This window comes from Streptomyces sp. H39-C1 (genome assembly GCF_027158125.1).
Lineage (GTDB): Bacteria > Actinomycetota > Actinomycetes > Streptomycetales > Streptomycetaceae > Actinacidiphila > Actinacidiphila fildesensis.
Genome location: NZ_JAPVLS010000075.1, coordinates 18,168 through 41,531 on the forward strand (window position 1 = coordinate 18,168; position 23,364 = coordinate 41,531).

General features: G+C 69.0%; 19 protein-coding genes and 2 pseudogenes. 8 read left to right on the top strand and 13 right to left on the bottom strand.

All coding sequences use genetic code 11. The annotated features are described in order from the left end of the window. Positions 1-54 precede the first annotated feature (54 nt). From O3W51_RS35770 to O3W51_RS35780, 3 genes are all read right to left on the bottom strand, one after another. The gene (locus O3W51_RS35770) at positions 55-1,305 is read right to left on the bottom strand and encodes an arginine deiminase (RefSeq protein ID WP_138351985.1); all 1,251 of its coding nucleotides are present in this window, start codon (positions 1,303-1,305) and stop codon (positions 55-57) included. A 62-nt stretch (positions 1,306-1,367) separates the two neighbouring features. Next, positions 1,368-2,753 (bottom strand): amino acid permease, encoded by a 1,386-nt coding sequence (locus O3W51_RS35775; RefSeq protein ID WP_198359471.1) that lies wholly within the window; start codon positions 2,751-2,753, stop codon positions 1,368-1,370. A 117-nt stretch (positions 2,754-2,870) separates the two neighbouring features. Continuing rightward, the gene (locus O3W51_RS35780) at positions 2,871-3,770 is read right to left on the bottom strand and encodes a slipin family protein (RefSeq protein WP_138351986.1); all 900 of its coding nucleotides are present in this window, start codon (positions 3,768-3,770) and stop codon (positions 2,871-2,873) included. Positions 3,771-4,191: 421 nt separating this feature from the next. Between O3W51_RS35780 and O3W51_RS35785 the strand changes: the two genes are divergently transcribed. From O3W51_RS35785 to ppdK, 3 genes and pseudogenes are all read left to right on the top strand, one after another. Then, positions 4,192-5,778 (top strand): oleate hydratase, encoded by a 1,587-nt coding sequence (locus O3W51_RS35785; RefSeq protein WP_164293182.1) that lies wholly within the window; start codon positions 4,192-4,194, stop codon positions 5,776-5,778. Positions 5,779-6,018: 240 nt separating this feature from the next. Further along, positions 6,019-6,168 (top strand): annotated as a pseudogene (locus tag O3W51_RS35790) (universal stress protein); the annotation flags it as partial. An 80-nt stretch (positions 6,169-6,248) separates the two neighbouring features. After that, entirely contained in the window at positions 6,249-8,906 is a 2,658-nt protein-coding gene (gene ppdK / locus O3W51_RS35795) for a pyruvate, phosphate dikinase (protein WP_138351989.1), read from the top strand. Between the two features lie 67 nt (positions 8,907-8,973). Here ppdK and O3W51_RS35800 read toward each other — a convergent pair whose 3' ends face one another. The 4 genes from O3W51_RS35800 to pflB form a co-directional block, all read right to left on the bottom strand. Further along, on the bottom strand, positions 8,974-9,468 hold the full coding sequence (locus O3W51_RS35800) for a DUF5994 family protein (protein ID WP_244809705.1): 495 nt from the start codon (positions 9,466-9,468) through the stop codon (positions 8,974-8,976). 49 nt (positions 9,469-9,517) lie between these two features. Further along, on the bottom strand, positions 9,518-10,006 hold the full coding sequence (locus O3W51_RS35805) for a universal stress protein (RefSeq protein WP_138351990.1): 489 nt from the start codon (positions 10,004-10,006) through the stop codon (positions 9,518-9,520). 161 nt (positions 10,007-10,167) lie between these two features. Further along, positions 10,168-10,896 (bottom strand): pyruvate formate-lyase-activating protein, encoded by a 729-nt coding sequence (gene pflA, locus O3W51_RS35810; protein WP_138351991.1) that lies wholly within the window; start codon positions 10,894-10,896, stop codon positions 10,168-10,170. Further along, the gene (gene pflB, locus O3W51_RS35815; protein WP_138351992.1) at positions 10,893-13,154 is read right to left on the bottom strand and encodes a formate C-acetyltransferase; all 2,262 of its coding nucleotides are present in this window, start codon (positions 13,152-13,154) and stop codon (positions 10,893-10,895) included. The genes pflA and pflB overlap by 4 nt, the downstream gene beginning before the upstream one ends. A gap of 232 nt (positions 13,155-13,386) precedes the next feature. Here pflB and O3W51_RS35820 point away from each other — a divergent pair, with 232 nt between their 5' ends. After that, positions 13,387-13,953 carry an acetate--CoA ligase family protein gene (locus O3W51_RS35820; protein ID WP_269288375.1) on the top strand — a complete coding sequence of 189 codons (567 nt, stop codon included), beginning with the start codon at positions 13,387-13,389 and terminating at the stop codon, positions 13,951-13,953. A gap of 103 nt (positions 13,954-14,056) precedes the next feature. Here the strand turns inward: O3W51_RS35820 and mgtA are convergent, their stop codons facing one another. The 4 genes and pseudogenes from mgtA to O3W51_RS35840 form a co-directional block, all read right to left on the bottom strand. Further along, complete coding sequence (gene mgtA / locus O3W51_RS35825; protein ID WP_269288376.1) at positions 14,057-16,717, bottom strand: magnesium-translocating P-type ATPase; 2,661 nt, start codon at positions 16,715-16,717, stop codon at positions 14,057-14,059. Continuing rightward, on the bottom strand, positions 16,714-17,001 hold the full coding sequence (locus tag O3W51_RS35830) for a BON domain-containing protein (protein ID WP_269288377.1): 288 nt from the start codon (positions 16,999-17,001) through the stop codon (positions 16,714-16,716). Before O3W51_RS35830 ends, mgtA begins: the two co-directional genes overlap by 4 nt. Positions 17,002-17,190: 189 nt before the next feature. Continuing rightward, positions 17,191-17,445, bottom strand: a pseudogene (locus tag O3W51_RS35835) (phosphotransferase); the annotation flags it as partial. A 216-nt stretch (positions 17,446-17,661) separates the two neighbouring features. Further along, positions 17,662-18,471: a GbsR/MarR family transcriptional regulator gene (locus tag O3W51_RS35840; protein ID WP_164293175.1), complete on the bottom strand. Its 810-nt coding sequence runs from the start codon at positions 18,469-18,471 to the stop codon at positions 17,662-17,664. 222 nt (positions 18,472-18,693) lie between these two features. Between O3W51_RS35840 and O3W51_RS35845 the strand changes: the two genes are divergently transcribed. After that, positions 18,694-19,362 (top strand): DUF4097 family beta strand repeat-containing protein, encoded by a 669-nt coding sequence (locus tag O3W51_RS35845; RefSeq protein WP_269288384.1) that lies wholly within the window; start codon positions 18,694-18,696, stop codon positions 19,360-19,362. Positions 19,363-19,501: 139 nt separating this feature from the next. Here O3W51_RS35845 and O3W51_RS35850 read toward each other — a convergent pair whose 3' ends face one another. Beyond that, complete coding sequence (locus O3W51_RS35850) at positions 19,502-20,086, bottom strand: TerD family protein (RefSeq protein WP_138351997.1); 585 nt, start codon at positions 20,084-20,086, stop codon at positions 19,502-19,504. Between the two features lie 405 nt (positions 20,087-20,491). On the opposite strand from O3W51_RS35850, the gene O3W51_RS35855 reads away from it, so the two are divergent. The 3 genes from O3W51_RS35855 to O3W51_RS35865 all read left to right on the top strand — a co-directional run bounded on the left by O3W51_RS35855 (position 20,492) and on the right by O3W51_RS35865 (position 22,748). Next, on the top strand, positions 20,492-21,727 hold the full coding sequence (locus O3W51_RS35855) for a GNAT family N-acetyltransferase (RefSeq protein WP_269288378.1): 1,236 nt from the start codon (positions 20,492-20,494) through the stop codon (positions 21,725-21,727). A 103-nt stretch (positions 21,728-21,830) separates the two neighbouring features. Then, positions 21,831-22,214 carry a VOC family protein gene (locus O3W51_RS35860; RefSeq protein WP_138351999.1) on the top strand — a complete coding sequence of 128 codons (384 nt, stop codon included), beginning with the start codon at positions 21,831-21,833 and terminating at the stop codon, positions 22,212-22,214. Between the two features lie 108 nt (positions 22,215-22,322). After that, entirely contained in the window at positions 22,323-22,748 is a 426-nt protein-coding gene (locus O3W51_RS35865) for a DUF3592 domain-containing protein (RefSeq protein WP_198359574.1), read from the top strand. A gap of 25 nt (positions 22,749-22,773) precedes the next feature. Here O3W51_RS35865 and O3W51_RS35870 read toward each other — a convergent pair whose 3' ends face one another. Beyond that, positions 22,774-23,112, bottom strand: a complete 339-nt coding sequence (locus tag O3W51_RS35870) for a HEAT repeat domain-containing protein (protein WP_198359573.1) — start codon at positions 23,110-23,112, stop codon at positions 22,774-22,776. Positions 23,113-23,364: the final 252 nt, after the last annotated feature.

The window sequence follows — 23,364 nt, forward strand, 5'->3', positions numbered from 1 at the left end:
GGGGGCTGATCGTGGATGGTGGCGGATTCGCCGGGGCACGGGTCGCGGGGTGGGTCAGATTCCGTCGCGCTGGGTGGGGCAGGTCATGCAGCGTGCGCCGCCCCGGCCGCGGCCCAGTTCGCTGCCAGGGATGCTGATGACCTCGATGCCGTTGTCCCGGAGCATCGCGTTGGTCACGGTGTTGCGTTCGTAGCCGACCACGACCCCGGGTGCGACGGTGAGGAAGTTGTTGGCGTCGTCCCACTGCTCGCGTTCGGCCGCCCGAGCGTCCTCATCGGCGGACAGCACCCTGATCTTGTCCAGGCCCAGGGCGTCGGCGATGGTGGCGAACAGGTCGTCGCGCTGCTCGACGTGCAGGCCGCCGGTGTCGTGCTCGACGGTCTCCTGCGGGTCGGCGGGGACGATCACCCAGGTACGCAGGGCCTTCGGGTCGAGGTAGGGATAGCGGACGAAGGTGTCGACGTCGATCATCGTCAGCACGGTGTCCAGGTGCATGAAGGCGTGCGATTTGGGGAGCTGGACGGCGATCACGGTGCTGGCCTGTCCGCTGCGGAAGAGCTCGCGGGCCAGGATCTCCACGCCCGTCGGAGTGCTCCGCTCCCCCATCCCGATCAGGACGACACCTCGGCCCAGGACGTGGATGTCGCCACCTTCGAGGGTGGCCGGCTGGTGGTTGGTGTCGTCGTTGCCGTAGTACACCGGGAAGGTCGCGTCCGCGAACAACGGGTGGAACGTGTACACGGCACGGCTGTGCAGGGACTCGCGCTGCCGGGCGGCCTTGGCCATCGGGTTGATCGTGACGCCTCCGTAGATCCAGGCCGAGTTGTCGCGCTGGAACAGCGTGTTGGGCAGCGGCGCGAGGACGAAGTCGTCCAGTTCCAGGCTCTGCCAGCGCAGGCTGCGCACCCGCAGGGGCGACAGGTCGGCGCGGGTCACTCCGCCGATGAGCAGTTCGGCCAGCGTCGCTGGGTCCGCCTCGTCGGCGAGCCGTCGCAGGGGTGTCGCCAGGGTCGGGCCCACCAGTTCCGGGGTGCAGATGCGGTCCAGAACGAAGGCCCGTGCCTCCGGGCGCTCCAGCGTCCGGGCGAGGAGTTGGTCGAAGTGGTGGACCGTCGTGCCGCGGTCGCGGAGTACTTGGACGAAGGTGTCGTGCTCCTCGCGGGCCTTGGCGGCCCACAGCACGTCGTCGAAGAGCAGTTCGTCGCAGTTGCCGGGCGTCAGGCGGTTCAGCTCCAGCCCGGGGCGGTGGACGATGGCCTCGCGCAGCGGGCCGACTTCGGAATGCACACCGAGGGTGCGGGTCATGGTGGTCTCCTTGATGTGCGGCGAAGGTCGGGCGCCGGTTCCGGAAGGTGTCAGGGACCGGGTCACGTCGTGTGCCCCACTGGGGTGTCCGCCGGAGCCGCGGGTGGGAGCGGGACCGCGCCTGCGACGGAGGGCTCACCGTCCGGGATGACGGGGGTCTCGCCGTACTCGTTGCGTGCGGCCTTGAGCCAGATGTAGACCGGCAGACCGAGGAGCAGGCAGAACAGCCCGTAGTAGACGGCCTGGTAGCCGCTGCCGGCGAGGGACCAGAACGAGAAGGCCAGGGCGACGGCGGACACCCCGCAGTCGCGGAACAGGTGCGGCCACCGGGTCTGGCGCCCGCGGGTGAGCAGCCAGTACAGCTGGGCGCCGGCGCTGAAGATGTAGGGGATCACGGCGGTGACCACGGACAGCAGGACGAGGGTGGTGAAGACCTTCTCGAACTGGCTGTAACTGACGGCGGTCAGGACGGAGGCGAGCAGCGTCGAGCTGATGATCCCGAATGCCGGGACGCCCTTACGGGTGCGACCGAAGGCGGCCGGGAACAGGCGGTCCTTGGCCGCGGCCATCGGCATCTCGGCGACGATGAGGGTCCAGCCGATCAGGGCGCCCAGTCCGGAGACGATCGCGGCGACCGCAACGGACTGGCCGGCCCATCGGCCGCCGAAGATGGCATCCGCCGAGTCCGTGAACGGCGCGGCCGACTTCTGCAGAGCCGCGTTGGAGACGGTGCCGAACACCGTCACCGTGCCCAGGATGTAGACGACCGCGCAGCCGACGGTGCCGAGGATCGTTGCCCGGCCCACGTTGCGCTGCGGGTCCCGTACCCGTCCTGCGGCCACCGATGCGGTCTCGATCCCGAGATAGCTGAACAGGGCGATGGCCGCGGCGGCGGAGATCGCGGCACCGGCGGAGGTGCCGCTGGCGTTGAAGGCGCCGAAGTTGTGCGCCTTGATGAACAGCAGCCCGACGGTGGCCATGAACAGCAGTGGCACGAACTTCAGCACGGTGGTGACGATCTGGGTGACCGCCATGTTCCGGATACCGGAGAGGTTGATGACCGCCGGTATCCACAGTCCGACCATGGCGATGACGATCGACCAGGTCTTGGCGTGGCCGGTGTTCCAGAACACCTCCACGTACCCGACCCAGGCCACGACGATGGCCGCGTTGCCCGCCCACGCCGTGATCCAGTAGGACCACGCGTTGAGGAAGCCGGCGAAGTCGCCGAAGGCGTCCCGGGCGTAGACGTAGGGGCCGCCGGATCCCCGCACCCGTTTGGACAGCGCACCGAACGTGAAGGCCAGTGCCAGCGCGCCGACGGTGACCAGCACGAACGCGACCAGGCTGATCGGCCCGTACGGAGCCAGCGCGGTCGGCAGGGCGAACACCCCGGTACCGATCACGGAACCGATGACCAGCGCGGTCGCGGTCGGCAGTCCGAACATCCCCTTCCTCGGTTCCTGGTTTGGAAGGTCGGACTTCGTATCGTTGTCAGCCGGCGGGTTGTTGGTCATCTCAGGCACGGATCTTCCTCACTTCTGAACACGGTCGCGGTCGGCGGACTACTTGCTGATCGCGCGAGGAACGCCGTTGGAGGAGACGGCCGGGGTGTCGGCTGTCGTGATGTCCACGAACGCGGGCTCGGTGGCAGGTTCCGCTTCCGTGTTCCTGGCCGTCGGCGGGACGACCGGGATCGCCGCCGCGGTCTCACGGGCGAGGAAGGAGCCGAGTTCACCGATGGTGCTCATCAGCGGGGCCGGGAAGACGACGGTGGTGTTCTTGTCCACGCCGATCTCCACCAGGCTCTGCAGGTTGCGCAGTTGCAGGGCCAGCGGGTGGGCCATCATCACGTCCGAGGCGTCACCGAGGGCCGCGGCGGCCAGCGACTCGCCCTCAGCGTTGATGATCTTCGCGCGCTTCTCCCGCTCGGCCTCGGCCTGACGGGCCATCGCCCGCTTCATGCTGTCGGGCAGCTGAATGTCCTTCAGCTCCACCAGCGTCACCTGGACGCCCCACTCGACCGTCGTGACGTCGAGGATCTCGCGGATGTCCAGGTTGATCGTGTCCGTCTCGGACAGCGTCTCGTCCAGGGTGTGCTGTCCCACGACCTTGCGCAGCGTGGTCTGCGCGATCTGGTCGATCGCCGCGTACACGTTCTCGATGGCGACGACGGACTTCACCGGGTCGACCACCCGGAAGTAAGCGACCGCGGACACATCGACGCTGACGTTGTCGCGGGTGATGATGCCCTGCGACTGGATCGGCATGGTGACGATCCGCAGCGACACCCGGTGCAGGACGTCGACGAACGGAATGATCAGCCGCAGACCGGGCTTGCGCTCGCCCAGCACCCGGCCGAGCCGGAACAGCACCCCCTGCTCGTACTGCTTGACGATCTTCACGGCCATCGCACAGATCAGCAGGAGGAGCAGGACCACGACAGTAATGATCAGGACGGGCATGGCGTGCCTCGGTTCGATTGGCGGGCGAGAGCGTCGCTGGCGGCCGTGGTCCTCAGGCCTGCCGGTGCGTCTCGCCACTTCAGAGCACGGCCGGATCGCCGTCTGCCCTCATCCTGATGCGGGTTCGAGCCGGGCTGGAGGGCCCGCCGGGACCAGAAGGAGGGCCATTGGTCCCGCAGGTGGGAGGAGTGAACGGCTGATGGTCCTGCCCGCCCTCTGCCCCCAGGCCATCACCCCGGCACCCCCTTCGCTCCGAGGGACAAAGGTCCCTGGACCTGGGTACCGGACAGCCCACGACGGCGGTGACCCTCGTGGCGTTGGCTGGGGATCCAGCATCGGACCGCACACCTGTCGATCAGGCGGAGCGGGCTCCGACGCATCGGTCCCAGCGCTCTGGGCGGCATCAAAGGGGAACCAGCACATGGACACAGCACGGCACACCCGGGCCTATCTGGTCGGCGGCGGCATCGGAGCACTCGCGGCAGCGGTGTTCCTAATCCGTGACAGCGGCCTCCAGGGCGAGAACATCCACATCCTGGAGGAACTCCCCATCGCCGGCGGTTCCCTGGACGGCGGCGGTGGCCCGGAAACTGGTTATGTGACGCGTGGCGGGCGGATGCTGGAAGAGGAGGCGTACGTCTGCCTCTGGAACCTGCTGGAGACCATCCCCACGCTGGACGACGAGAACGTCTCCGTGCTGCAGGAGACGCGGGAGTTCAACCGGCAGACCGTCACCGGCGCCAAGGCCCGGCTCATCGCCGGTGATCACTCCATCCTCGACGCGGCTCAACTCGGGTTCAACACGCGTGACCGGGTCGACCTGGCCCGCCTTCTGGCACTCCCGGAGTCCGTGATCGGCCCCCGCCGGATCGAGGACTTCTTCTCACAGCACTTCTTCGACACGAACTTCTGGGCCATGTGGCGCACCACCTTCGCCTTCCAGAACTGGCACAGCGCCATCGAACTCAAGCGGTACTTCCTGCGCTTCATGCAGGAGTTCCCGCGGATCCACACTCTCGCCGGAGTGCGGCGCACCCGTCTCAACCAGTACGACTCCCTGGTCCGCCCGGTGCAGAAGTGGCTGGAGAGCCGCGGTGTACGCATCGAGTACGGCGTGACGGTGACCAACGTGGACTTCGTCGGAGACATCGGTGACCGGCGCGCGTCACGGATCGAGTTCCAGCAGAACGGCAGCAACGGTGGTTACGACCTCGGCCCGGAGGACTACGCGTTCATCACGCTCGGCTCGATGACCGCCGACAGCACGTACGGCGATGACGACACCGCCCCCGAGCTGATCCGCGACAAGCGCGACGGCGGCTGGACGCTGTGGGAGACCCTGGCCCGCAAGGCGGAGGACTTCGGCCGCCCCAGTTCCTTCAACGCCGACGTCGACGAGGCCAAATGGGAGTCCTTCACCCTCACGATGCGAAGCCCGGCACTGCTGAAACGGATCGAGGAGTTCTCCGGCAACGCGCCCGGTACCGGCGGCCTGATGACGTTCAAGGACTCCAACTGGCTGATGTCCATCGTGGTGCCCTCCCAGCCGCACTTCGACGGCCAGCCCGACGACGTCTTCACCCTCTGGGGCTACGGCCTGTTCGTCGACAACGAGGGCGAGAACACCGGGAAGAAGATGTCGGAGGCTACCGGCCAGGAGATCCTCACCGAGCTCCTCGGCCACCTCGGCTTCCAGGACATCGCGCGGGAAGTCGCCGCGACCACGACGGTGAGAACCGTGATGATGCCGTACATCACCAGCCAGTTCGAGCGCCGCAGCGTTCGGGACAGGCCGCTGGTGATCCCCGCGGGAGCGGCGAACTTCGCCTTCCTCGGGCAGTTCGTCGAGATTCCCGAGGACGTGGTGTTCACCGTCGAGTACTCGGTCCGCGGTGCCATGCACGCCGTGTACGGGCTGCTGGACGTGGACAAGGAGATCCCGGGCATCTACCACGCCCTCTCCGACCCGAAGGCCGCCTTCGAGGCGCTGAAGACCGCTTTCAGCTGAGGAGACGCGGCCGGTTCGGCCAGGCACTCCGACGTCACGGACCTCTCTCCGCGATGCGGGCCGGTTGGACCCCTGTACCGGGTCCGAGTGGCCCAAGCGGCCGGCACCGGTGCCGGGCCAGGCTGTACCTGAGGGACTGCGGAACGGACACCGGCCCGCCGGCCCGTTCCCACGGCACGCGGGCCGAGGTCCCCCGGCGGAAGCCGCAGCAGGACGCCGGACGCATTCGATGAAGGGAACGATCACATCGTGGTCACCGCGCACCGCAGACAGGGCCTGCTGGGACCTCAGCTCGGCCCGGTCACCACTCTGCTGCACCACTCCCACTGCCCGGTCCTGCTCGTCCCCGAGACACCACAAGGCTCGTTGCCCGGCCCATCGCACAGCTGAGTCAGGCCCACTGAACGGCGCGTCGACGGCGGGGCCGCTCCCGGCCCCGATTCAATCCTGCGAAGTGAGGCGGCCGCACCATGGTCCAGTACGTGTACGACTTCACCGAGGGTGGCCGTGAGATGGCCGGCCTCCTCGGGGGGAAGGGCGCCAATCTCGCCGAGATGACCCGTATCGGCCTGCCCGTGCCACCCGGCTTCACCGTCACCACCGAAGCCTGCCGGGCCTTCCTGGCCACCGGAGGCGAGCCGGACGGCCTCGGAATACAGGTTGCCGCCCGGCTGTCAGCCCTGGAGCTCGCCGGCGGGCGCAAGCTGGGCCACCCGGACGACCCGCTGCTGCTCTCGGTACGCTCCGGTGGACGTTTCTCCATGCCCGGCATGATGGAGACGATCCTCGACATCGGTCTGAACGACGACTCGGTGCACGGCCTGGCGAAGACCACCGGCCGCGAGCACTTCGCCTGGGACTCCTACCGGCGACTCATCCAGATGTTCGGCAGCACCGCGATGGGAGTCGACGGCTCCCTGTTCGCCGACGCTCTGGCGGAGCACCGGGACCCGGACGACTTGCCTGACGTCGTGGAGGAGTTCAAACGGATCGTGCGTGACGCGACGGGTGAGGACTTCCCGCAGGACCCCGCCGACCAGCTCAGCCGCGCGATCCTCGCCGTCTTCGAGTCCTGGAACGGCGAGCGGGCCCGGCTGTACCGCAGGCGCGAGCACATCCCCGACGACCTCGGCACGGCCGTCAACATCCAGACCATGGTCTTCGGCAACCTCGGCCCGGACTCCGGCACCGGCGTGGCGTTCACCCGCGATCCGGCCACCGGCCGCCGGGGCATCTACGGCGACTATCTGTCCGACGCCCAGGGCGAGGACGTCGTCGCCGGCATCCGCAATGCTGTTCCGCTGCAGGAGCTGGAGGCCATCGACCCGCTCTCGTACACACAGCTGCGCGACTACCTGGGCATCCTGGAACACCACTACCGGGACCTTTGCGACATCGAGTTCACCATCGAGCGCGGCCGGCTGTGGATGCTGCAGACCCGCGTCGGCAAGCGCACGGCGGAAGCGGCCTTCCGTATCGCCGCCCAGCTGATCGACGAGGACGTCATCTCCCCGGCAGAGGCCCTCCGCCGGGTGACCGGTGAGCAGCTCACCCATCTGATGTTCCCCCGCTTCGACGACGCGGCAGCGGGAACACCGCTGGCGCGTGGCATCCCGGCATCGCCGGGTGCGGCCGTCGGCGCCGTGGTCTTCACCTCGGCGGAGGCGGTACGCCTGGCTGCCGCGGGCTCCAGGACGGTGCTCGTCCGGCGTGAGACCACCCCCGACGACCTGCCGGGAATGATCGCCGCGCAAGCCGTCCTCACCAGCCGGGGCGGCAAGACCAGTCACGCGGCCGTGGTGGCGCGAGGCATGGGCAAGGTCTGTGTCTGCGGAGCCGAGGAGATCACGGTCGACGAGACGGCCCGGCACTTCACCACGCGCGACGGCACCGTGGTCGCCGAGGGCACGGTGGTGTCCATCGACGGCTCGGCCGGCACCGTCCACCTCGGCGCACAGCCGCTGGTCGAGTCACCTGTGATGCACTACTTCGAAACCGGAGAGCGACCTCCTGGCGTGGTGGACGCGGTGGCCCGCATCCTCGCGCATGCCGACGAGGTGAGCCGGATGGAGACCCTTGCCAACGCCGACACCCCCGAGGACGCCGCGCGCGCCCGGCGCTTCGGCGCCCAGGGCATCGGACTGTGCCGCACCGAGCACATGTTCCTCGGCGAACGCCGGCGGCTGGTCGAGTCGATGATCCTGGCCGACAGCGACACCGGACGCAAGCGCGCCCTGGACGCGCTGCTGCCCCTCCAACGCGCGGATTTCACCGCCATCCTGGCGGCGATGGACGGGCTGCCCGTCACCATCCGGCTGCTGGACCCCCCGCTCCACGAGTTCCTGCCCGACCGCGTCGAACTGGCCGTACGGGTCGCCTCGGTCCGCGCCACCGGACAGATTCCGGACCCGCACGACGTCGACCTTCTCGCCGCCGTCGAGCGTATGCACGAACAGAACCCGATGCTGGGACTGCGCGGCGTCCGTCTCGGTCTGGTGGTGCCCGGCCTGGTCGCGATGCAGGTACGGGCCGTCGGTGAGGCGGTCGCCCAGCGGCTGAACGACGGCGGGCACCCGCAGGCCGAGATCATGGTTCCGCTGGTCGGTACGGTCGAGGAACTGCGCATGGTGCGCCGGGAGGTGGAAGCCGTCCTCGCACAGGTCTCCCTCTCCGCGGGAGTGACGGTGACGTGCCCCATCGGCACCATGATCGAACTTCCGAGAGCGGCCCTGACCGCCGACCGGATCGCCCAGGAGGCCGACTTCTTCTCCTTCGGCACCAACGACCTCACCCAGACCACCTGGGGATTCTCCCGCGACGACGTGGAAGGGTCCTTCTTCGCCACCTACCTCGCTCAGGGCATCTTCGCCGCCTCGCCGTTCGAGACGATCGACCGGGACGGTGTCGGCCGCCTGGTGGAGATCGCGGTACGGGAAGGCCGTGCGGCCCGGCCAGCCCTCAAAATCGGCGTCTGCGGCGAGCACGGCGGCGATCCCGACTCGATCGACTTCTTCGAGCGGACGGGACTCGACTACGTCTCCTGCTCCCCGTTCCGCCTGCCGGCCGCCCGGCTGGAGTCCGGACGCGCCGCACTGCGAATGAACTCCCCCGAGGACAACGACACATAGCCCTGGAACCACTGCAGCTGGGGCCGGCCCGCAGGCCGGCCCCGGCTGTCGTCGACTGCTGTCGCCCTCAGAGGGCTTCCCACGGAGCCGCGTGCGTGGTGGTGTGCCGCACCGACCGCGGGCCGGCCATCAGCTCCCGGACGCTCTGCCGGTTGTCCACGTCGCCCGCGGCGCACATCAGCCAAGCGGCGCGCTCGGGGTCGCACTCCGGCGGCACGATCAGCAGGTCCCAGCGCCCGACGGTGTAGGAGAGCAGCAGCAGGTCGTCGGGGTCCTGCTCGGCGTCGAACCATCCGACGCTCACGGTATGGATTCCCGCGGGCACCTTCTTCGGGATCTCCGGCCAGCTGTGGGGATTCACCGCGACCCGGGTGATCCGGCCCCAGCGCTCGTCCAGGACCGCGACCAGGAACGGCAGTTCACGGGCCAGGTCACGTGTGCGCGGCCACCAGGCACCGTCGACCATTCCCCGGTCCGCGCACTGCGGTTTCAGCAGCATCCGGACCTCGGGGATGGCGGTCACGTCCGGGTGCGAAGCCTGCGACAAGCTGATGGTGGTCATGATGCGAACCTGTCCCCGGGTCCGGGACCCGGTGTCGTTGCGATCGGAGTTACGCGGCGTCGGGGTCGTCGCCGGGGACGACCAGGACCGGAAGGTGTGCGTGGTGCACGACCTCCGTGCTGGTCGAGCCGAGCCTGAGGCGCCCCCAGGAGCTCGCTCCCCGGGTGCCGACCACCAGCAGACAGGCGTCCGCACTGGCTTCGAGCAGCACCTGCGAAGGGCGTCCCGGTTCGACCACGACCTCCACTTCCACCGGGGTACCGCCGAGCTCCTTCTGGAGTTCGGCGACGGTGTCGGTCACAGCCTGTTCCGCGATGTCACGCAGCTGCACGTACAGACCGGCGTTGTCCGACGCGGTCAGCCACTCGTAGCCGGCATAGCGGTCGGGCCCGTAGTCGTAGGCGCAGACGGCCCGCAGTCCGGTGCCGCGCAGCTGTGCTTCGCGCAGCGCGACGAGCACGGCGTGGCGGGCGGACGGTGAGCCGTCCGTGCCCACCACGATGGGGCCGTCGGAAGTGTTCGCGCTCGTGTCGGACATGGAGCCCTCCGGAGAGTCGTCGGACCGCGGTCGATGGTGTACCGCACGAAGTCATGGAGTGATGTGCGGTCTCCCGCTCGCTTCCAGCCTCACAGGCCCAGGAGCGGATGCAGAGGGGCCTTGCAGGTCCCTCCGGGGGGCCGAACGTCCCTGCCCGCGGCCTACACGGCCGGCACGCCGTGCACCCGGAACTGACCTCGCACCCGTTCCAGGAGCGCGGGCCCCGGTGCGGGGGTGTCGCGCAGCACGAAGGGGATGCCGAGGTCGTCGTACTTGTGGGTGCCCATCGTGTGGAAGGGCAGCACGTCCACCCCTTCGACGTTGTCCAGACCGGCGACGAAGGCGGCCAGGCCGTCCACCGCGGCCCGGTCGTCGGTCAGGCCCGGCACCAGCACATAGCGGATCCGGACCGGGATTCCCAGTCGGTCGAGCCGTCCGGCGAAGCTCAGGGTGGGGGCCAGGTGGCCGCCGGTGAGCCGGTGGTAAGCCTCGATGTCGAAGGACTTGATGTCGAGCAGGACCAGGTCGGTATCGGCGAGCAGCGCGTCACCGGCGCGGGCGCCGAGAGCGCCGGAGGTGTCCAGGGCGGTGTGGAGACCCAGCTCGTGGCAGCGGTGCAAGACTTCGGCGGTGAAGTCGGCCTGCAGGAGCGGCTCACCTCCGCTGAGCGTGACTCCCCCGCCGGCGGTGTCGATGAAGGAGCGGTATTTCGCGATCTCTGCCATCACCTCGTCGACAGTCATACTGCGCCCGTCGCGCAGTTTCCAGGTGTCGGGGTTGGCGCAGTACGAGCAGCGCAGCGGGCAGCCGTTCATGAAGAGCACGAACCGGGTGCCGGGCCCGTCCACGCCCGTGGACAGGTCCCAGGAATGGATCCGGCCGGTGCTCACATCGCACCGTGGAAGGTGCGGCTGATCACGTCGAGCTGCTGCTCGCGCGTCAGGCGGACGAAGTTGACGGCGTAACCGGAGACCCGGATGGTCAGCTCGGGATACTTCTCCGGATGCTCCATGGCGTCCTCCAGAGTGGCCCGGTCCAGAACGTTGACGTTCATGTGGAAGCCGCCGGAAGCCGTGTAGGCGTCGAGGATGCCGACCAGGTTGGTGGCACGTTCCGCGGGGTCGTGCCCGAGCCCTTCCGGGGTGATGGTCGAGGTCAGCGAGATGCCGTCACGGGCCTGCTCGTACGGGATCTTGGCCACCGACAGGGCGGAGGCCGCCAGCCCGTGGCGATCACGGCCGTTCATGGGGTTGGCACCGGGCGCGAAGGGCAGCCCCGCGCGACGGCCGTCCGGGGTGTTGCCCGTGTGCTTGCCGTAGACCACGTTGGAGGTGATGGTGAGCACCGACTGGGTCTGCTCCGCGCCCCGGTAGGTGGGATGCCGGCGCAGCTTGGCCATGAAGGTGTGCACCAGGTCGACGGCGATGCTGTCGGCACGGTCGTCGTGGTTCCCGTACGCGGGGTACTCGCCCTCGACCTCGTAGTCCGTGGCCAGTCCGGTGTCGTCCCGGATCACCTTCACCCGGGCGTACTTGACGGCCGACAGGCTGTCGGCTGCCACCGAGAGGCCGGCGATTCCACAGGCCATGGTGCGCTGCACGGGATGGCCGTGCAGCGCCATCTCCAGCCGCTCGTAGGCGTACTTGTCGTGCATGTAGTGGATGACGTTGAGGGCGTTGACGTACGTGCCGGCGAGCCAGTCGAGCATCCGGTCGTACGCGGCGGTCAGCTCGTCATGGTCGAGATACTCGCCGGTCAACGGAGTGGACACCGGTGCGACCTGCTCGCCGGTCATCTCGTCCCGGCCGCCGTTGATCGCGTACAGCAGGGCCTTGGCGAGGTTCACCCGGGCGCCGAAGAACTGCATCTGCTTGCCGACCGCCATCGCCGAGACACAGCAGGCGATCGCGGTGTCGTCACCGGTCCGCGGGCGCATCAGCTCATCGGACTCGTACTGGATGGAGCTGGTGTCGATCGACACCTGGGCGCAGAACCGCTTGAAGCCCTCGGGCAATCGCGGGGACCACAGGACGGTGAGATTGGGCTCGGGGGCGGGCCCGAGGTTGGCGAGGGTCCGCAGGAACCGGAAGGAGGTACGGGTGACCAGCGGCCGACCGTCGTCGCCGATGCCGCCGATGGACTCGGTGACCCACGTCGGGTCGCCGGAGAACAAGGTGTCGTACTCCGGGGTGCGCAGGAACCGGACGATGCGCAGCTTGATCACGAAGTCGTCGATCAGCTCCTGGGCGCGGCTCTCGTCGATCCGTCCCTCGGCCAGATCCCGGGCCAGATAGACGTCCAGGAACGTGGAGGTGCGGCCCAGGGACATCGCGGCGCCGTTCTGCTCCTTCACCGCCGCCAGATAGCCGAGATAGAGCCATTGCACGGCCTCGTGGGCGGTGGTTGCCGGGCGGGTGACGTCGCAGCCGTAGGTGGCCGCCATCTGTTCCAGTTCGCCCAGCGCGCGGATCTGTTCGGCGATCTCCTCACGGTCGCGGATGACATCGGATGTGGAGGGCCGGGCGTCCAGCAGGGCCCGCTCGGCACGCTTGACCTCGATCAGCCGAGACGTGCCGTACAGGGCGGCTCTCCGGTAGTCGCCGATGATCCGTCCCCGGCCATAGGCGTCGGGCAGGCCGGTGATGAGGCCGGCCTTGCGTGCGCGGAGCATCTCGGGGGTGTAGGCGTCGAAGACGCCGGTGTTATGGGTCTTCCGGTAGGTGCCGAACACCCTCGTGACGAACGGGTCGGGCTCGTATCCGTAGGCCCGCAGGCTGTTCTCGACCATCCGCAGGCCGCCGTTGGGCATGATCGCCCGCTTCAGCGGGGCATCCGTCTGCAGACCGACGATCAGCTCACGCTCCCGGTCGATCCATCCGGGACGGTGCGAGGTGATGGTCGAAGGCGTCCGGGCGTCGATATCGAGAACGCCTCGGCGGCGTTCCTCGGGGAACAGCGCGGAGACCTTGTGCCATACCGCGAGGGTGCGCGTCGTCGGGCCTGCCAGGAAGGAGGCATCGCCTTCGTACGGTGTGTAGTTGGTCTGGATGAAGTCGCGTACATCGATGCGGTCGCGCCAGGACCGGCCGGAGAACCCCTGCCACGCGGCCTCGGACACGCCCATGGTGGATGGCGTTGTCACAGTCATCGTCGCCTCACTCCTTCACAGTTCAGGTGTCTCCATGCTCGTTCGCCGACGAGAGGCCGCCCAGGGTCCGCAGGTCCCCGCGGAGCAGCCGTTCGGCCCTGCCCGGCTCACAGCCTGTCGGGACCTCCGCACGCATCAGGGCCGAACGGCCCTCGCGGCTGCCCCGGCCAGCCCCTGCGCGCTGGCCCACCGTCGGCAGGATCGTGGAACGGAACCCGAGGTCGCCCGGCACATGCCGGTCCTGACCGTCGACACCGGCGGCCCGCACCCCGGCCGGCGTTCGGCCGCCGTAGGCAGCGCGGACCATGACGTCCCGGCCACGACCCGACAGGCGCTGTTCACCCAAGCCGGAGTCATCGTCACCCGAACCCTTGGCGAACTCCTCGACGCCGCGGACATGCTGCACTCCCAGCCGCTGCCGCCCGGGACCAACGTCGCCGTGGTGTCGAACTCACGCGGCGCGGGCATCATGGCCGCCGACGCCTGCCGTATCGCCTGCGATCCGCTTGCCGAACCGGCCACCCGGCCCGCCCCGCTCACCGAGCGTGACGCTCGAGCGCTGCTCGCCGACCCGCGCTGCTCCTCGCTGCTCCCCGGGCGCCACGGCGGTAGCGCGGACATCGAGGGGGTGAAGACGCTGCTGCTGCGGTTGTCACGGATGGCCGAAGATCTGCCACAACTCGCGGAAGCCGCCATCGACACGGTCGTCGCCGGGCCCTGCGGCGTCACCGCGCGCGACGCCCGCATCCGCCTGCTGCCCCGCCGCGTCCACGATCCGTACCTGCGCCGGCTGCGTTGAACCCGGGTCCGCGAAAAGGCACTTCACGGACGTGCGGAGTGCGGCCGGTCAACCTGCGCGGCTGGGCCCCAGGGCTCAGCCGCGCAGGTCCTGCCTTCCCTGTTCAGCCGGCCCGTACGAGGGGCCGGCGGTGGCCCAACCGGCCGGGAACGCTGAAGCCGGCCCGACGACGCCGCAGATGCCGCCAGGGGTCCCGCCTGCGGATCGGATCGGTCGGAGCGGCGGACTGTTGCCGGTAGAAGAGCCGTTTGCCGATCTCGATGAGACCCAGATAGCAGCCCACCATGGCCGCCAGGGCGGCGAAGAAGCCCAGCGGGAGCGGCGCGAAGCCGAGTGTGTGCGCCAGGGGCGTTGCCGGCAGTACCGCTCCCACCGCGACCACCCCGAAGGCGGCCAGTGTCAGCGGCAGGCTGGGACGGCTGCGCCAGAACGGGCTGCGGCGGGTGCGGATCGCGAAGATCACCAACGCCTGGGTCGCCAGGGACTCCACGAACCAGCCGGTGCGGAATTGGACCGGTCCGGAGTGGAAGACCCACAGCATGACGCCGAACGTGGCGAAGTCGAACACCGAGCTGATCGGACCGAAGCAGACCATGAAGCGGCGGATGAACCCGATGTCCCAGTGCGAGGGCCTGCGCAGCTGCTCCTCGTCGACATGGTCGGTGGGGATCGCCAGCTGGCTGGTGTCGTAGAGCAGGTTGTTGAGCAGGATCTGGGACGGCAGCATCGGCAGGAAGCCCAGGAACAACGACGCACCGGCCGCGCTGAACATGTTGCCGAAGTTGCTTGACGTGCCCATGAGGACGTACTTGATGGTGTTGGCGAAGATCCGCCGCCCCTCCACCACGCCGTCCGCGAGCACATCCAGGTCCTTCTCCAGCAGGATCACGTCCGCGGCGTCCTTCGCCACATCGGTGCCGGACTCCACGGAGATGCCCACGTCGGCGGCGTGCAGGGCCAGCGCGTCGTTGACTCCGTCGCCCAGGAACGCGACGTCGCCGCCGGTCGTCCGCTGGATCCGGACGATCCGTGCCTTGTGCTCAGGGCTGACCCGGGCGAAGACGGTGGTGCGTAGGATCGCCGCGGCGAGTTCGGCGTCGTCCAGCGCGTCGAGGTCAACCCCGGTCAGTGCTCGTCCGGCGGGCAGTCCGAGGTCGTCGCAGACCTTGACCGCGACCGCCGGATTGTCCCCCGTGACGATCTTGACCGTGATCCCGAGACCGGCCAGCCTCAGCAGCGCCGCGGCAGCGTCGGGTTTGGGCGGGTCGAGGAAGACCAACAGGCCGGCGAGACGAAGGCCTCGTTCATCCACGGCAGTGGGCCGTTCCTCGCCCACCGGGGTACGGGTGGCCACGGCGACCACGCGGTTCCCTGCGGCGAACTCGGCGGCCAGCGCTTCGCGGGCCGCGTCAGGAACATCGACGCAGCGCTCCAGCACGCTCTCAGGAGCGCCCTTGGTGACCAGCGTCGTCACACCCGCGCTGTCACGCACCACGGCGGAGACCATACGCCGGTCGTGATCGAACGGCAGCAACCCGAGCCGAGTACTGCCCGCCAGGGTCCCGCGGAGGCTCTGCGACGCGGCCGACTCCCACAGGGCCTCGTCCAGGGGATTGCCTCCCACCGCCGGACCGTCCGCACCGCCGCTCTCCGTGCACAGCAGGCCCCAGCGCAGCAGCGCGTCCGCCGTGGAACCGTCGGCGGGCAGCGCCCGCATGAAGTCGATGCGGCCGGCGGTCAGTGTGCCCGTCTTGTCGGTGAACAGCACATCGACGTCCCCGAGGTCCTCGATGCACACCAGCCGCTTGACCAGTACCTTCCGCCGGCTCATCCGCCGGGACCCGGCGGCCAGACTCGTCGACACCACGGCCGGCAGCAACTGCGGCGTGATCCCGACGGCGATCGCCAGCGAGAACAGCAGCGCTTCCAACAGCGGTTTGTGCAGGAGGACGTTGACGGCGAAGATCGACGTGGTCAGCGCGCCCGCGACGTAGACCAGCAACATCGAGAATCGGCGCAGTCCCACCTGGAACTCGGTCTCCAACTGGTGCGTGCCCAGGCCCGCCGCAATCTTCCCGAACTCCGTCGCGGCACCAGTGGTCACCACCACCCCCCGGCCACTGCCGGCGTGCACGACCGTGCCCATCAGAGCGCAGCCCGACAACTCGGCCAACGGGGTACCGGACGGCACCGCGGACGTGCCCTTGGGCAGTGGCAGCGACTCCCCCGTGAGGACCGACTCGTCACACTCCAGACTCACAACGTCAAGAAGCCGGATGTCGGCCGGAACGATCTCTCCAAGCCTCAGCTCGACCACATCGCCCGACACCAGCTCGGTGACGTCAACCTTGCAGGGACGGCCGTCCCGAAGAACCACCGCCTCGTGGTGGATCTGGCCGTGCAGCGCCTCGGCGGCCTTCTCCGCGCGGTACTCGTTCACGAAGCCGAGCCCCACCGACAGGGCCACGATCGCACCGATGATCACCGCGTCACCGCGTTGCCCGACGAAGTAGGAGGCCGTCGCCGCCGCGAGCAGCAACCCCAGCAAGGGAGAGCGCAGCTGACGCCAGAGCACCGCCGGCAGCCTGGCCTGATGGGAGGTGACCGCATTCGGCCCCCAGGTGCGCAGCCGTTCGGCCGCCTCGCGCGCCGACAGACCGTCCCGCGTCGTACCCGCCGCCCGGAGGGCGTCGTCGCCGGACCGGCCGGCCGCCGCGGTGATTCCGGAGCCGGTGGCCTGCGGTGCGGGTGCGAGAACGGTCACGGGGTCGCCGGCAGCGCGGCCGACGGTTCCGGGAGGGCCGGGGCGTCGTCGACGTCGAAGGCCATCGGATCGTGGACGTTCACCACCCCGTCGACGCCCTGCGCGAGCCGGACCACGAGCGGGCCCAGGCTGCGCAGGCCGAGCGTTCCGCGGAGGGTGACGACGCCCTCCTGGACCTGGACCGCGCCCTCGGTGATCTGCAGCGTTCTGCCGAGGATGACATCTCGTACGGTGCGGTGCTGCACGGTCTCACGTCTTTTCGGCAGATGGATCAGGGGCGACACGACCCGGCGGGAACCGGTCCCCACTTCCACATTGAGGCAGCCGGGGTGGGCGCAGCAGGGCCTATCAGGACCCTCCGGAGGTCCGACCGGCCCCATCGTCGGACGGCAGGATGTTCACCCCCACTCCACAAGCCGCGGAACCGTCCCGGCAGCACCGGCAGCACCGGCAAGGGACCAGAAGGACGGTCGGATGGCCAGCGGCAGGTGCGGGGCGAGCCGGGGAAGCCACTGGAGCTCCTTCCCGGCCTGCCCGATGGCCCCGGCATGGCGGGGCAGCCGGACCGACAGTTCCTCGCCCAGCCGGTAGATCGCATGGTCCGAACCGGCCGGGTCGAACAGGCTGAGAGGCAACGCGGCCCACTGCGGGAACTGCGCATCGACCAGGCGCCTGACCAGTTCCGCATCGATCGCCGGACGGGCGTGGGCGGTTGTCCCCGTTGCCAAGAACAGCTCCTGCGGTCGGCCCGCACGGTACGGCAGGCACTCGCAGCCATCACACTGCTTCCCGGGCCGGCCTGTCGACCGGATTTCCCGGCCGGCCGCCCCATCCTCAGCGCGCGCCCTGGACCGGCACCGCAGAGCCGAGCTCGGACGGAAGCTCCGGGTGGCGCCAACCCGGTCCGATCCTCCCCGCACGCCCCATCGCAAGGGGAGGCAAGGTCAGTTCGGCCCGGCAGTGCCCGCCTGTTCCTCCCCTGCGGATGGCTCCCGCGTCCCGAAGGTCTCCTCAGACGACTCGGCAGGACCGCCCGGGGTCGTTCCGGCTTGTGTGTGGAGGACCTCGCGGGCCTGCTGTGCGGCGCGGGTGATGCTCTCGCTGACGAAGTCGAGAAAGCGGGCGATGTTCTCCAGGCGGGCGGCGGCCGGAGTGCCGGAGCCGAGAATGCCGACGCCCTGCCGTGCGGTCTCGATGATCTGGGCGTTGGACCGGGCGCTGGCCATCATCGCCTGGTACCAGACGTCGTCATCGACCACGTAGCGCTCGCGGCGGCGTTCGTCGCGTTCGCGGCGGATGAGGCCCTGGCCGTCGAGGAACGTGATCGCTTTGGAGATGGACGCCGGGCTGACCTGGAGGCGCTGCACGAGTTCGGACGCGGTCAGGCTGCCCGCGTCGGTCGTGTAGAGGCAGACCAGCACCCGGGCCATCATCTTGGGCGTCCCCGCCTGCATGAGGACGGTGGTGAACACTTCCTCGTACTCACGCACGGCCTCGGCATCACGTCCGTGAGGTTGCTCGGGCGCTTCCAACCCCCGGGGGGCGGCCTGGCTGCGCCGATGGGTGCGGTGTTCGGTGGCTCGGTGAGCCAGGTCGGCGCGGTACCCGGTGGGGCCGCCGTTACGTGTCACCTCGCGCGTGATCGTGGAGGTCGGACGGTCGAGGCGTCTGGCGATCTCGGCGTAGGCGAGGTCGTCGGCCAGTCCCAGCGCGATCTGCCGGCGTTCCTGCTGGGTGAGTCTGCCTCCGGGCATCGCGGTCTCCTTCGTGCTCCGTGGTGCCTCAAGTGTAGCGTTCACTCTCAGCTCATTGCAACGAACAGGCAGCCGTCGTTGCATTCAACTCCAGATCCATTGCAACGATTTATGGGCTACCACCTGCAATTACACTGTCCAGGCGCAACGATTCCGTTGTCAGATCTTTGAATGCAACGTAGCGTTTCCTTCATCAGAAACGACGAGTTGCAGGAGAACATGATGCAGAAGTTCAACACCCCGAACCCGATCTCCGCCGTCCTGAACATCCCCGCGGGACGCGTCCGGTTCATCGCCGCCGACCGCGCCGACACCACGGTCGAGATCCTTCCCGCGGACACCACGAAGAGCCGCGACGTGAAAGCCGCGGAACAGACCACGATCGAATATGACGACGGCGTCCTGCGGATCGAGGCCTCACCGGCGCAGAACCGGATCGTCGGCAACAGCGGATCCATCGAGGTGACCGTCCAACTGCCCGCCGGCTCCCACATCGAGGCCAAGGCCGCCAGCTCCGAGCTCCGGGGCGTCGGACGCCTCGGCGACGTCACCTTCGAGGGCGCGTACCGACAGATCAAGCTCGACGAGGCCGCGAACGTCAACCTCACCGCGATCGACGGCGACGTCGAGATCGGGCGGCTGGGCGGACCCGCGCAGATCAGCACCGCAAGGGGCGACATCCGCATCACCGAAGCCGTCCGCGGCACCGTCACACTGCACACCCAGGTCGGCGAGATCTCGGTCGGCGCCGCCCGCGGCGTCTCCGCCAGCCTCGACGCCGGCACCACCTACGGCCGCATCCACAACACGCTCAAGAACACCGAAGGCACCGCCGACCTGACCATCCACGCCACGACCGCCCACGGCAACATCACCGCCCACAGCCTGTAGCCCCAACGCGACCGCTCGCGGGCCGGCCAGGCAGCACTGGTGGGTGTTCACCAACGGCTGCGGGCGGGCGGACCGGCAGACCGTGCCCACCCCGGAGCCCCCGGCTCGCGTCCGCGAGCCGGGGGCCTGCCCGAATCTGCTACTTGCTCATGGCGAAGCGCATCAGGGCCTGCTCGTCGCCCTGCTTGATCTTCCCGGTCTCGTTGATCACCTGGAGCTTCCAGCCCGCACCGCTCCGGATCGCCTTGGCCACGGCGCACCCGTTGTCGTTGCTGAGCAGGCTCGGCCAGATGTCGGCGACCTGCTGGGTGCTGCCGCCCGTCGCGTCGTACACCTTGAAGCTGATGTTCCGCGCCTTCTGGAAAGCGCTGTGCTTCTTGTACGCGGCGGCAACGAACACGATGGAGGTGATGTTGGTCGGCACCCGGGCGAAGTCGACGGTCACCGTCTCGTCGTCGCCGTCCCCACGGCCGGTCTGATTGTCCCCACTGTGCACCAACGATCCGTTGCCCAACGGATCCAGGGAGTCCAGACCGGCCAGCCGCACCGGCTCCGTCCCCTGCATGGCGATGGCGATCAGGTCAAGGTCGGTGCCGGTCTTCTGACGGAGCTTCCCTATCAGTCCACCACTGCTTCCGACGGTGGGATCCCAGGACGCTCCGATGGACAGGTGGGTCACCCCGTCCAGGTCCGCCGGGCCGTCTTCCTTCGTGAGCGTGATCATGCGTGATCCTCTTGATGATGAGACTGCGTACCAGCAGTGTGCCTGGTGCCCTCGCCGACCGGCTCACCAGGTCCAGGAAGAGCAGCGATCGCCGCGCCGTTTCAGGACCTCTGGCGTGCGTCGTTTCCGCCCGGCCCGGGGTCACTTCGACGGCGAGCACGGGCCGCTGGTGACGTTCAGTGGCACCTTCGTAACGCATCACACGGACGGCGATCGACCGTGCCGCCGTCATCGCTCAGCAGCCCGTCCTGCGTCCAGCGGCGTCGCCATCGTCCCGGATCCGGCCAACCCAGCCATTGGACACAAGCCCAGCCGTAATTCGCTTGACCCCGCCACAGGTCAACGCTGCACTGTGGCGGGGCACCACGAGTCGTGGTGCCGGTATCCCGAGGAGACAGCGGCAGCATGGAGATCCGTCCCACGACCGACCAGGACCTCGACGTCTTCGTCGACACCCTCCATGCCGCGTTCGGGCGCTTCCCGGAAACCCCCAAGGAGAACGGTGGCGGGGTCTGGTGGTCGGCGCTCGAAATGGACCGCAGCCTGCTCGCCATGACGGCGGACGGGCGGCCCGTCGGTACCGCTGGTGCGTACTCCTTCGAGCTCACTCTGCCCGGTGAGGTCCTCGTCCCGGCCGCCGGGGTGACCGCCGTCGGCGTCGTTCCCTCGCACCGACGCCAGGGCGTGCTCAGCGCGATGATGCGGCATCAGCTCAGCGAGCTGCGGGCCCGAGGGGAGTTCCTCTCCGTGCTGCTGGCCTCCGAGGCCCTGATCTACCGCAGGTTCGGCTACGGTCCGGCGACCTACACGCAGCGGCTGACGGTGCCGCGCCACCAGGCCGGGCTCGCCCTCCCCCGGGCGCACCGAACGGCCGACGCCCCCGCGACCGGCTCGGACATCGGCGCGATCGAGCTGCTGCGGCGTGCCGAGTGCGGCGAGATCCTCGAAGAGGTCTACGACCGGTACCGTCGCGCACAGCCCGGCGCCCTGTCCCGGCCGCACCGCTGGTGGGCCTCGGGCGCGGGACAGCCCCCGATCTCTCCGGCGCCGCGCTACGTCGCAGTCCACCGGGACGCCGACGGCATTCCGGACGGGTACGTCAGTTACTCGCTCGACAAGCCCGACACCTTGACGGTCGACGAGACCATCGCGACCGACGATGCCGTCTCCACGGCCCTGGCCCGGTTCGTGCTCGGGCACGACCTGGTCCATCAGGTCGTGTTCAAGCACTTCCCGCCGGAGCACCCGCTGCGCTGGCAGCTTGCGAACTTCCGCGCCGGCGAGGTGAACGGCGACACCGACTGGCTCTGGGTGCGGCTGCTGGACATCCCGCGTGCGCTGACCGCGCGCGGCTGGTTCACGGACGGCGAGCTCGTCCTCGACCTCGACGACCCGTTCCTCGGCGAGCACGGCCGCTACCTGCTGACCGTCCGGGACGGCAAGGCCGAGTGCGTCCCGACGGACCGGGCGCCCGACCTGTCGCTGGACGTGAGCGACCTGGGCTCGGTCTACCTCGGCGGCACCACCCCGAGCACGCTCGTGCGTGCCGGACACATCCGCGCCCACCACCCGGGCGCGGCCACCCTCGCCGACGCCCTCTTCCGCTCCGAACGGTCCCCGCACTGCCTGCACTGGTTCTGACCGCGCGCTCGCCGACCTGCACAGGACGCGATCGGGTAGCAGCGTCGTCCTCCGGCGCGCGGCCGACGACCGACTCCCGGGTTGCCTCCGTACACTGACACGCATGGCATGCCGCATCAGTGAACTGGTCATCGACTGCGCCGACCCCGAGCGGCTCGCCGCTTTCTGGAGCCAGGTCCTCGGCTACGTCGAACTCGGCCGGGAGGACGACGGAAGCATCGAGATCGGGCCGCCCGACGCCGGCTTCGGCGGCCCGCAGCCCACCCTCGTCCTCAGCCCCAGCAGCGACCCGCGGGCCGGCAAGCTCCCCCTGCACATCGACGTCAACGCCACCGACCGCGACCAGGACGCCGAGTTGGAGCGGCTGCTCGCCCTCGGCGCCAGGCCCGCCGACGTCGGCCAGACCGGCACGGAGAGCTGGCACTGCCTGGCCGACCCGGAAGGCAACGAATTCTGCCTCCTGCGCACCCAACTCCAGCCACTCTGACCCACCCTGTGGCCCATGGCGCCGAACCGCTCGGCCGGTCGAGAGTGGCCAGCAGGCTGCCACAGCCCCACCCGCAACCAGCATCCCGACAAAGGCGTCGCACCACCCATGGAACGTGAATGGCTCTTCTCGCTCATCCCGCTGACGATCGGCGCGGTCTTCCTCAGCTTCGGCGTGTACGGACTCCGCCGCTCCAGCGCGCTCCGTCGCACAGGTGTCATCGCAGAGGGGCGAATCGTCCGCCACGATCTCAGGCGCGACAACGAAGGCGCCACGTTCCACCACCCGGTCGCAGCCTGGACGACCCGGGACGGCCGCGAGTATGAGTACGCATCCAGGTTCGGCCGCGGCAGCGTCGGGGGCGACTTCGGAGTCGGGAACTTTGTCACGGTCCAATACGACCCGGAGGATCCCCGTCGGTTTGCGATCAAGGGCTGGGACGTAGCGACGGTCGACCGGCTGTTCACCGTGCTGGGGTCGGTGTTGGCAGCAGGCACGTTGGTCGTGTTGCTTGTCCGCGTACTCATTCCCTGACCGCAGCCGACCCGACGTCGAGAACCTAGGTGGTCATGCCGTTGGCTCGGGCATTCCAGAGCAGGGTCCGGGCCTCGGGGGTGTCGAGCTCGGTCAGGCCGGCGGCCGCCCGGAGTCGTAGGGACTCGTCAGGGCTGTTGAGCTGAGCGCCGAGAGTCGGCAGAGCGGCGGGAGATCGGGCTGCCCCGATGAGCTCGAGCAGCCAGCAGCGCAATCCGTGATCGTCCTGCTCCTGTTCGAACTCCTCGATGAGCTCGTCGACATGCTCTGCGGCGTGCGGTAGGAGTTGGTGGAACCTGTCCTCACGACGTTGCGGATCGCGAGTTCGCATCAACCGCATCGCCTCACGGAACCTGTGCGTCACACCCGTCAGGCTATGACCACGATCGGGGCTGTGACACCGAAATGCGTACATCGTTTCGGTGAGCGCTCCGCCCGCGGAGCAGCTACTGCGCACGCTCGCACCCCGATGGATCGACGCGTCTCAGCCCACTCCATCCGCCACCTTGGAAGCTGCGAACGATCACCACGTCCCCCGACCGTCGATGCGGGCCCGATGGGTGATGTTCGTGCGGGTCGGGTGGCCGCTGAGCCGGTCTCCGGGCACTCCAAGCCG

Coding starts and splice junctions, on each gene's coding strand:
- O3W51_RS35775 (WP_198359471.1), bottom strand. CDS start 2,753: ATGTTCGGACTGCCGACCGCGACCGCGCTGGTCATCGGTTCCGTGATC.
- O3W51_RS35860 (WP_138351999.1), top strand. CDS start 21,831: ATGGCATGCCGCATCAGTGAACTGGTCATCGACTGCGCCGACCCCGAG.
- O3W51_RS35820 (WP_269288375.1), top strand. CDS start 13,387: ATGCCGGTCCTGACCGTCGACACCGGCGGCCCGCACCCCGGCCGGCGT.
- O3W51_RS35840 (WP_164293175.1), bottom strand. CDS start 18,471: ATGCCCGGAGGCAGACTCACCCAGCAGGAACGCCGGCAGATCGCGCTG.
- O3W51_RS35805 (WP_138351990.1), bottom strand. CDS start 10,006: ATGTCCGACACGAGCGCGAACACTTCCGACGGCCCCATCGTGGTGGGC.
- O3W51_RS35780 (WP_138351986.1), bottom strand. CDS start 3,770: ATGCCCGTCCTGATCATTACTGTCGTGGTCCTGCTCCTCCTGCTGATC.
- ppdK (WP_138351989.1), top strand. CDS start 6,249: ATGGTCCAGTACGTGTACGACTTCACCGAGGGTGGCCGTGAGATGGCC.
- O3W51_RS35800 (WP_244809705.1), bottom strand. CDS start 9,468: ATGACCACCATCAGCTTGTCGCAGGCTTCGCACCCGGACGTGACCGCC.
- O3W51_RS35865 (WP_198359574.1), top strand. CDS start 22,323: ATGGAACGTGAATGGCTCTTCTCGCTCATCCCGCTGACGATCGGCGCG.
- O3W51_RS35850 (WP_138351997.1), bottom strand. CDS start 20,086: ATGATCACGCTCACGAAGGAAGACGGCCCGGCGGACCTGGACGGGGTG.
- O3W51_RS35855 (WP_269288378.1), top strand. CDS start 20,492: ATGGAGATCCGTCCCACGACCGACCAGGACCTCGACGTCTTCGTCGAC.
- O3W51_RS35785 (WP_164293182.1), top strand. CDS start 4,192: ATGGACACAGCACGGCACACCCGGGCCTATCTGGTCGGCGGCGGCATC.
- O3W51_RS35845 (WP_269288384.1), top strand. CDS start 18,694: ATGCAGAAGTTCAACACCCCGAACCCGATCTCCGCCGTCCTGAACATC.
- pflB (WP_138351992.1), bottom strand. CDS start 13,154: ATGACTGTGACAACGCCATCCACCATGGGCGTGTCCGAGGCCGCGTGG.
- O3W51_RS35770 (WP_138351985.1), bottom strand. CDS start 1,305: ATGACCCGCACCCTCGGTGTGCATTCCGAAGTCGGCCCGCTGCGCGAG.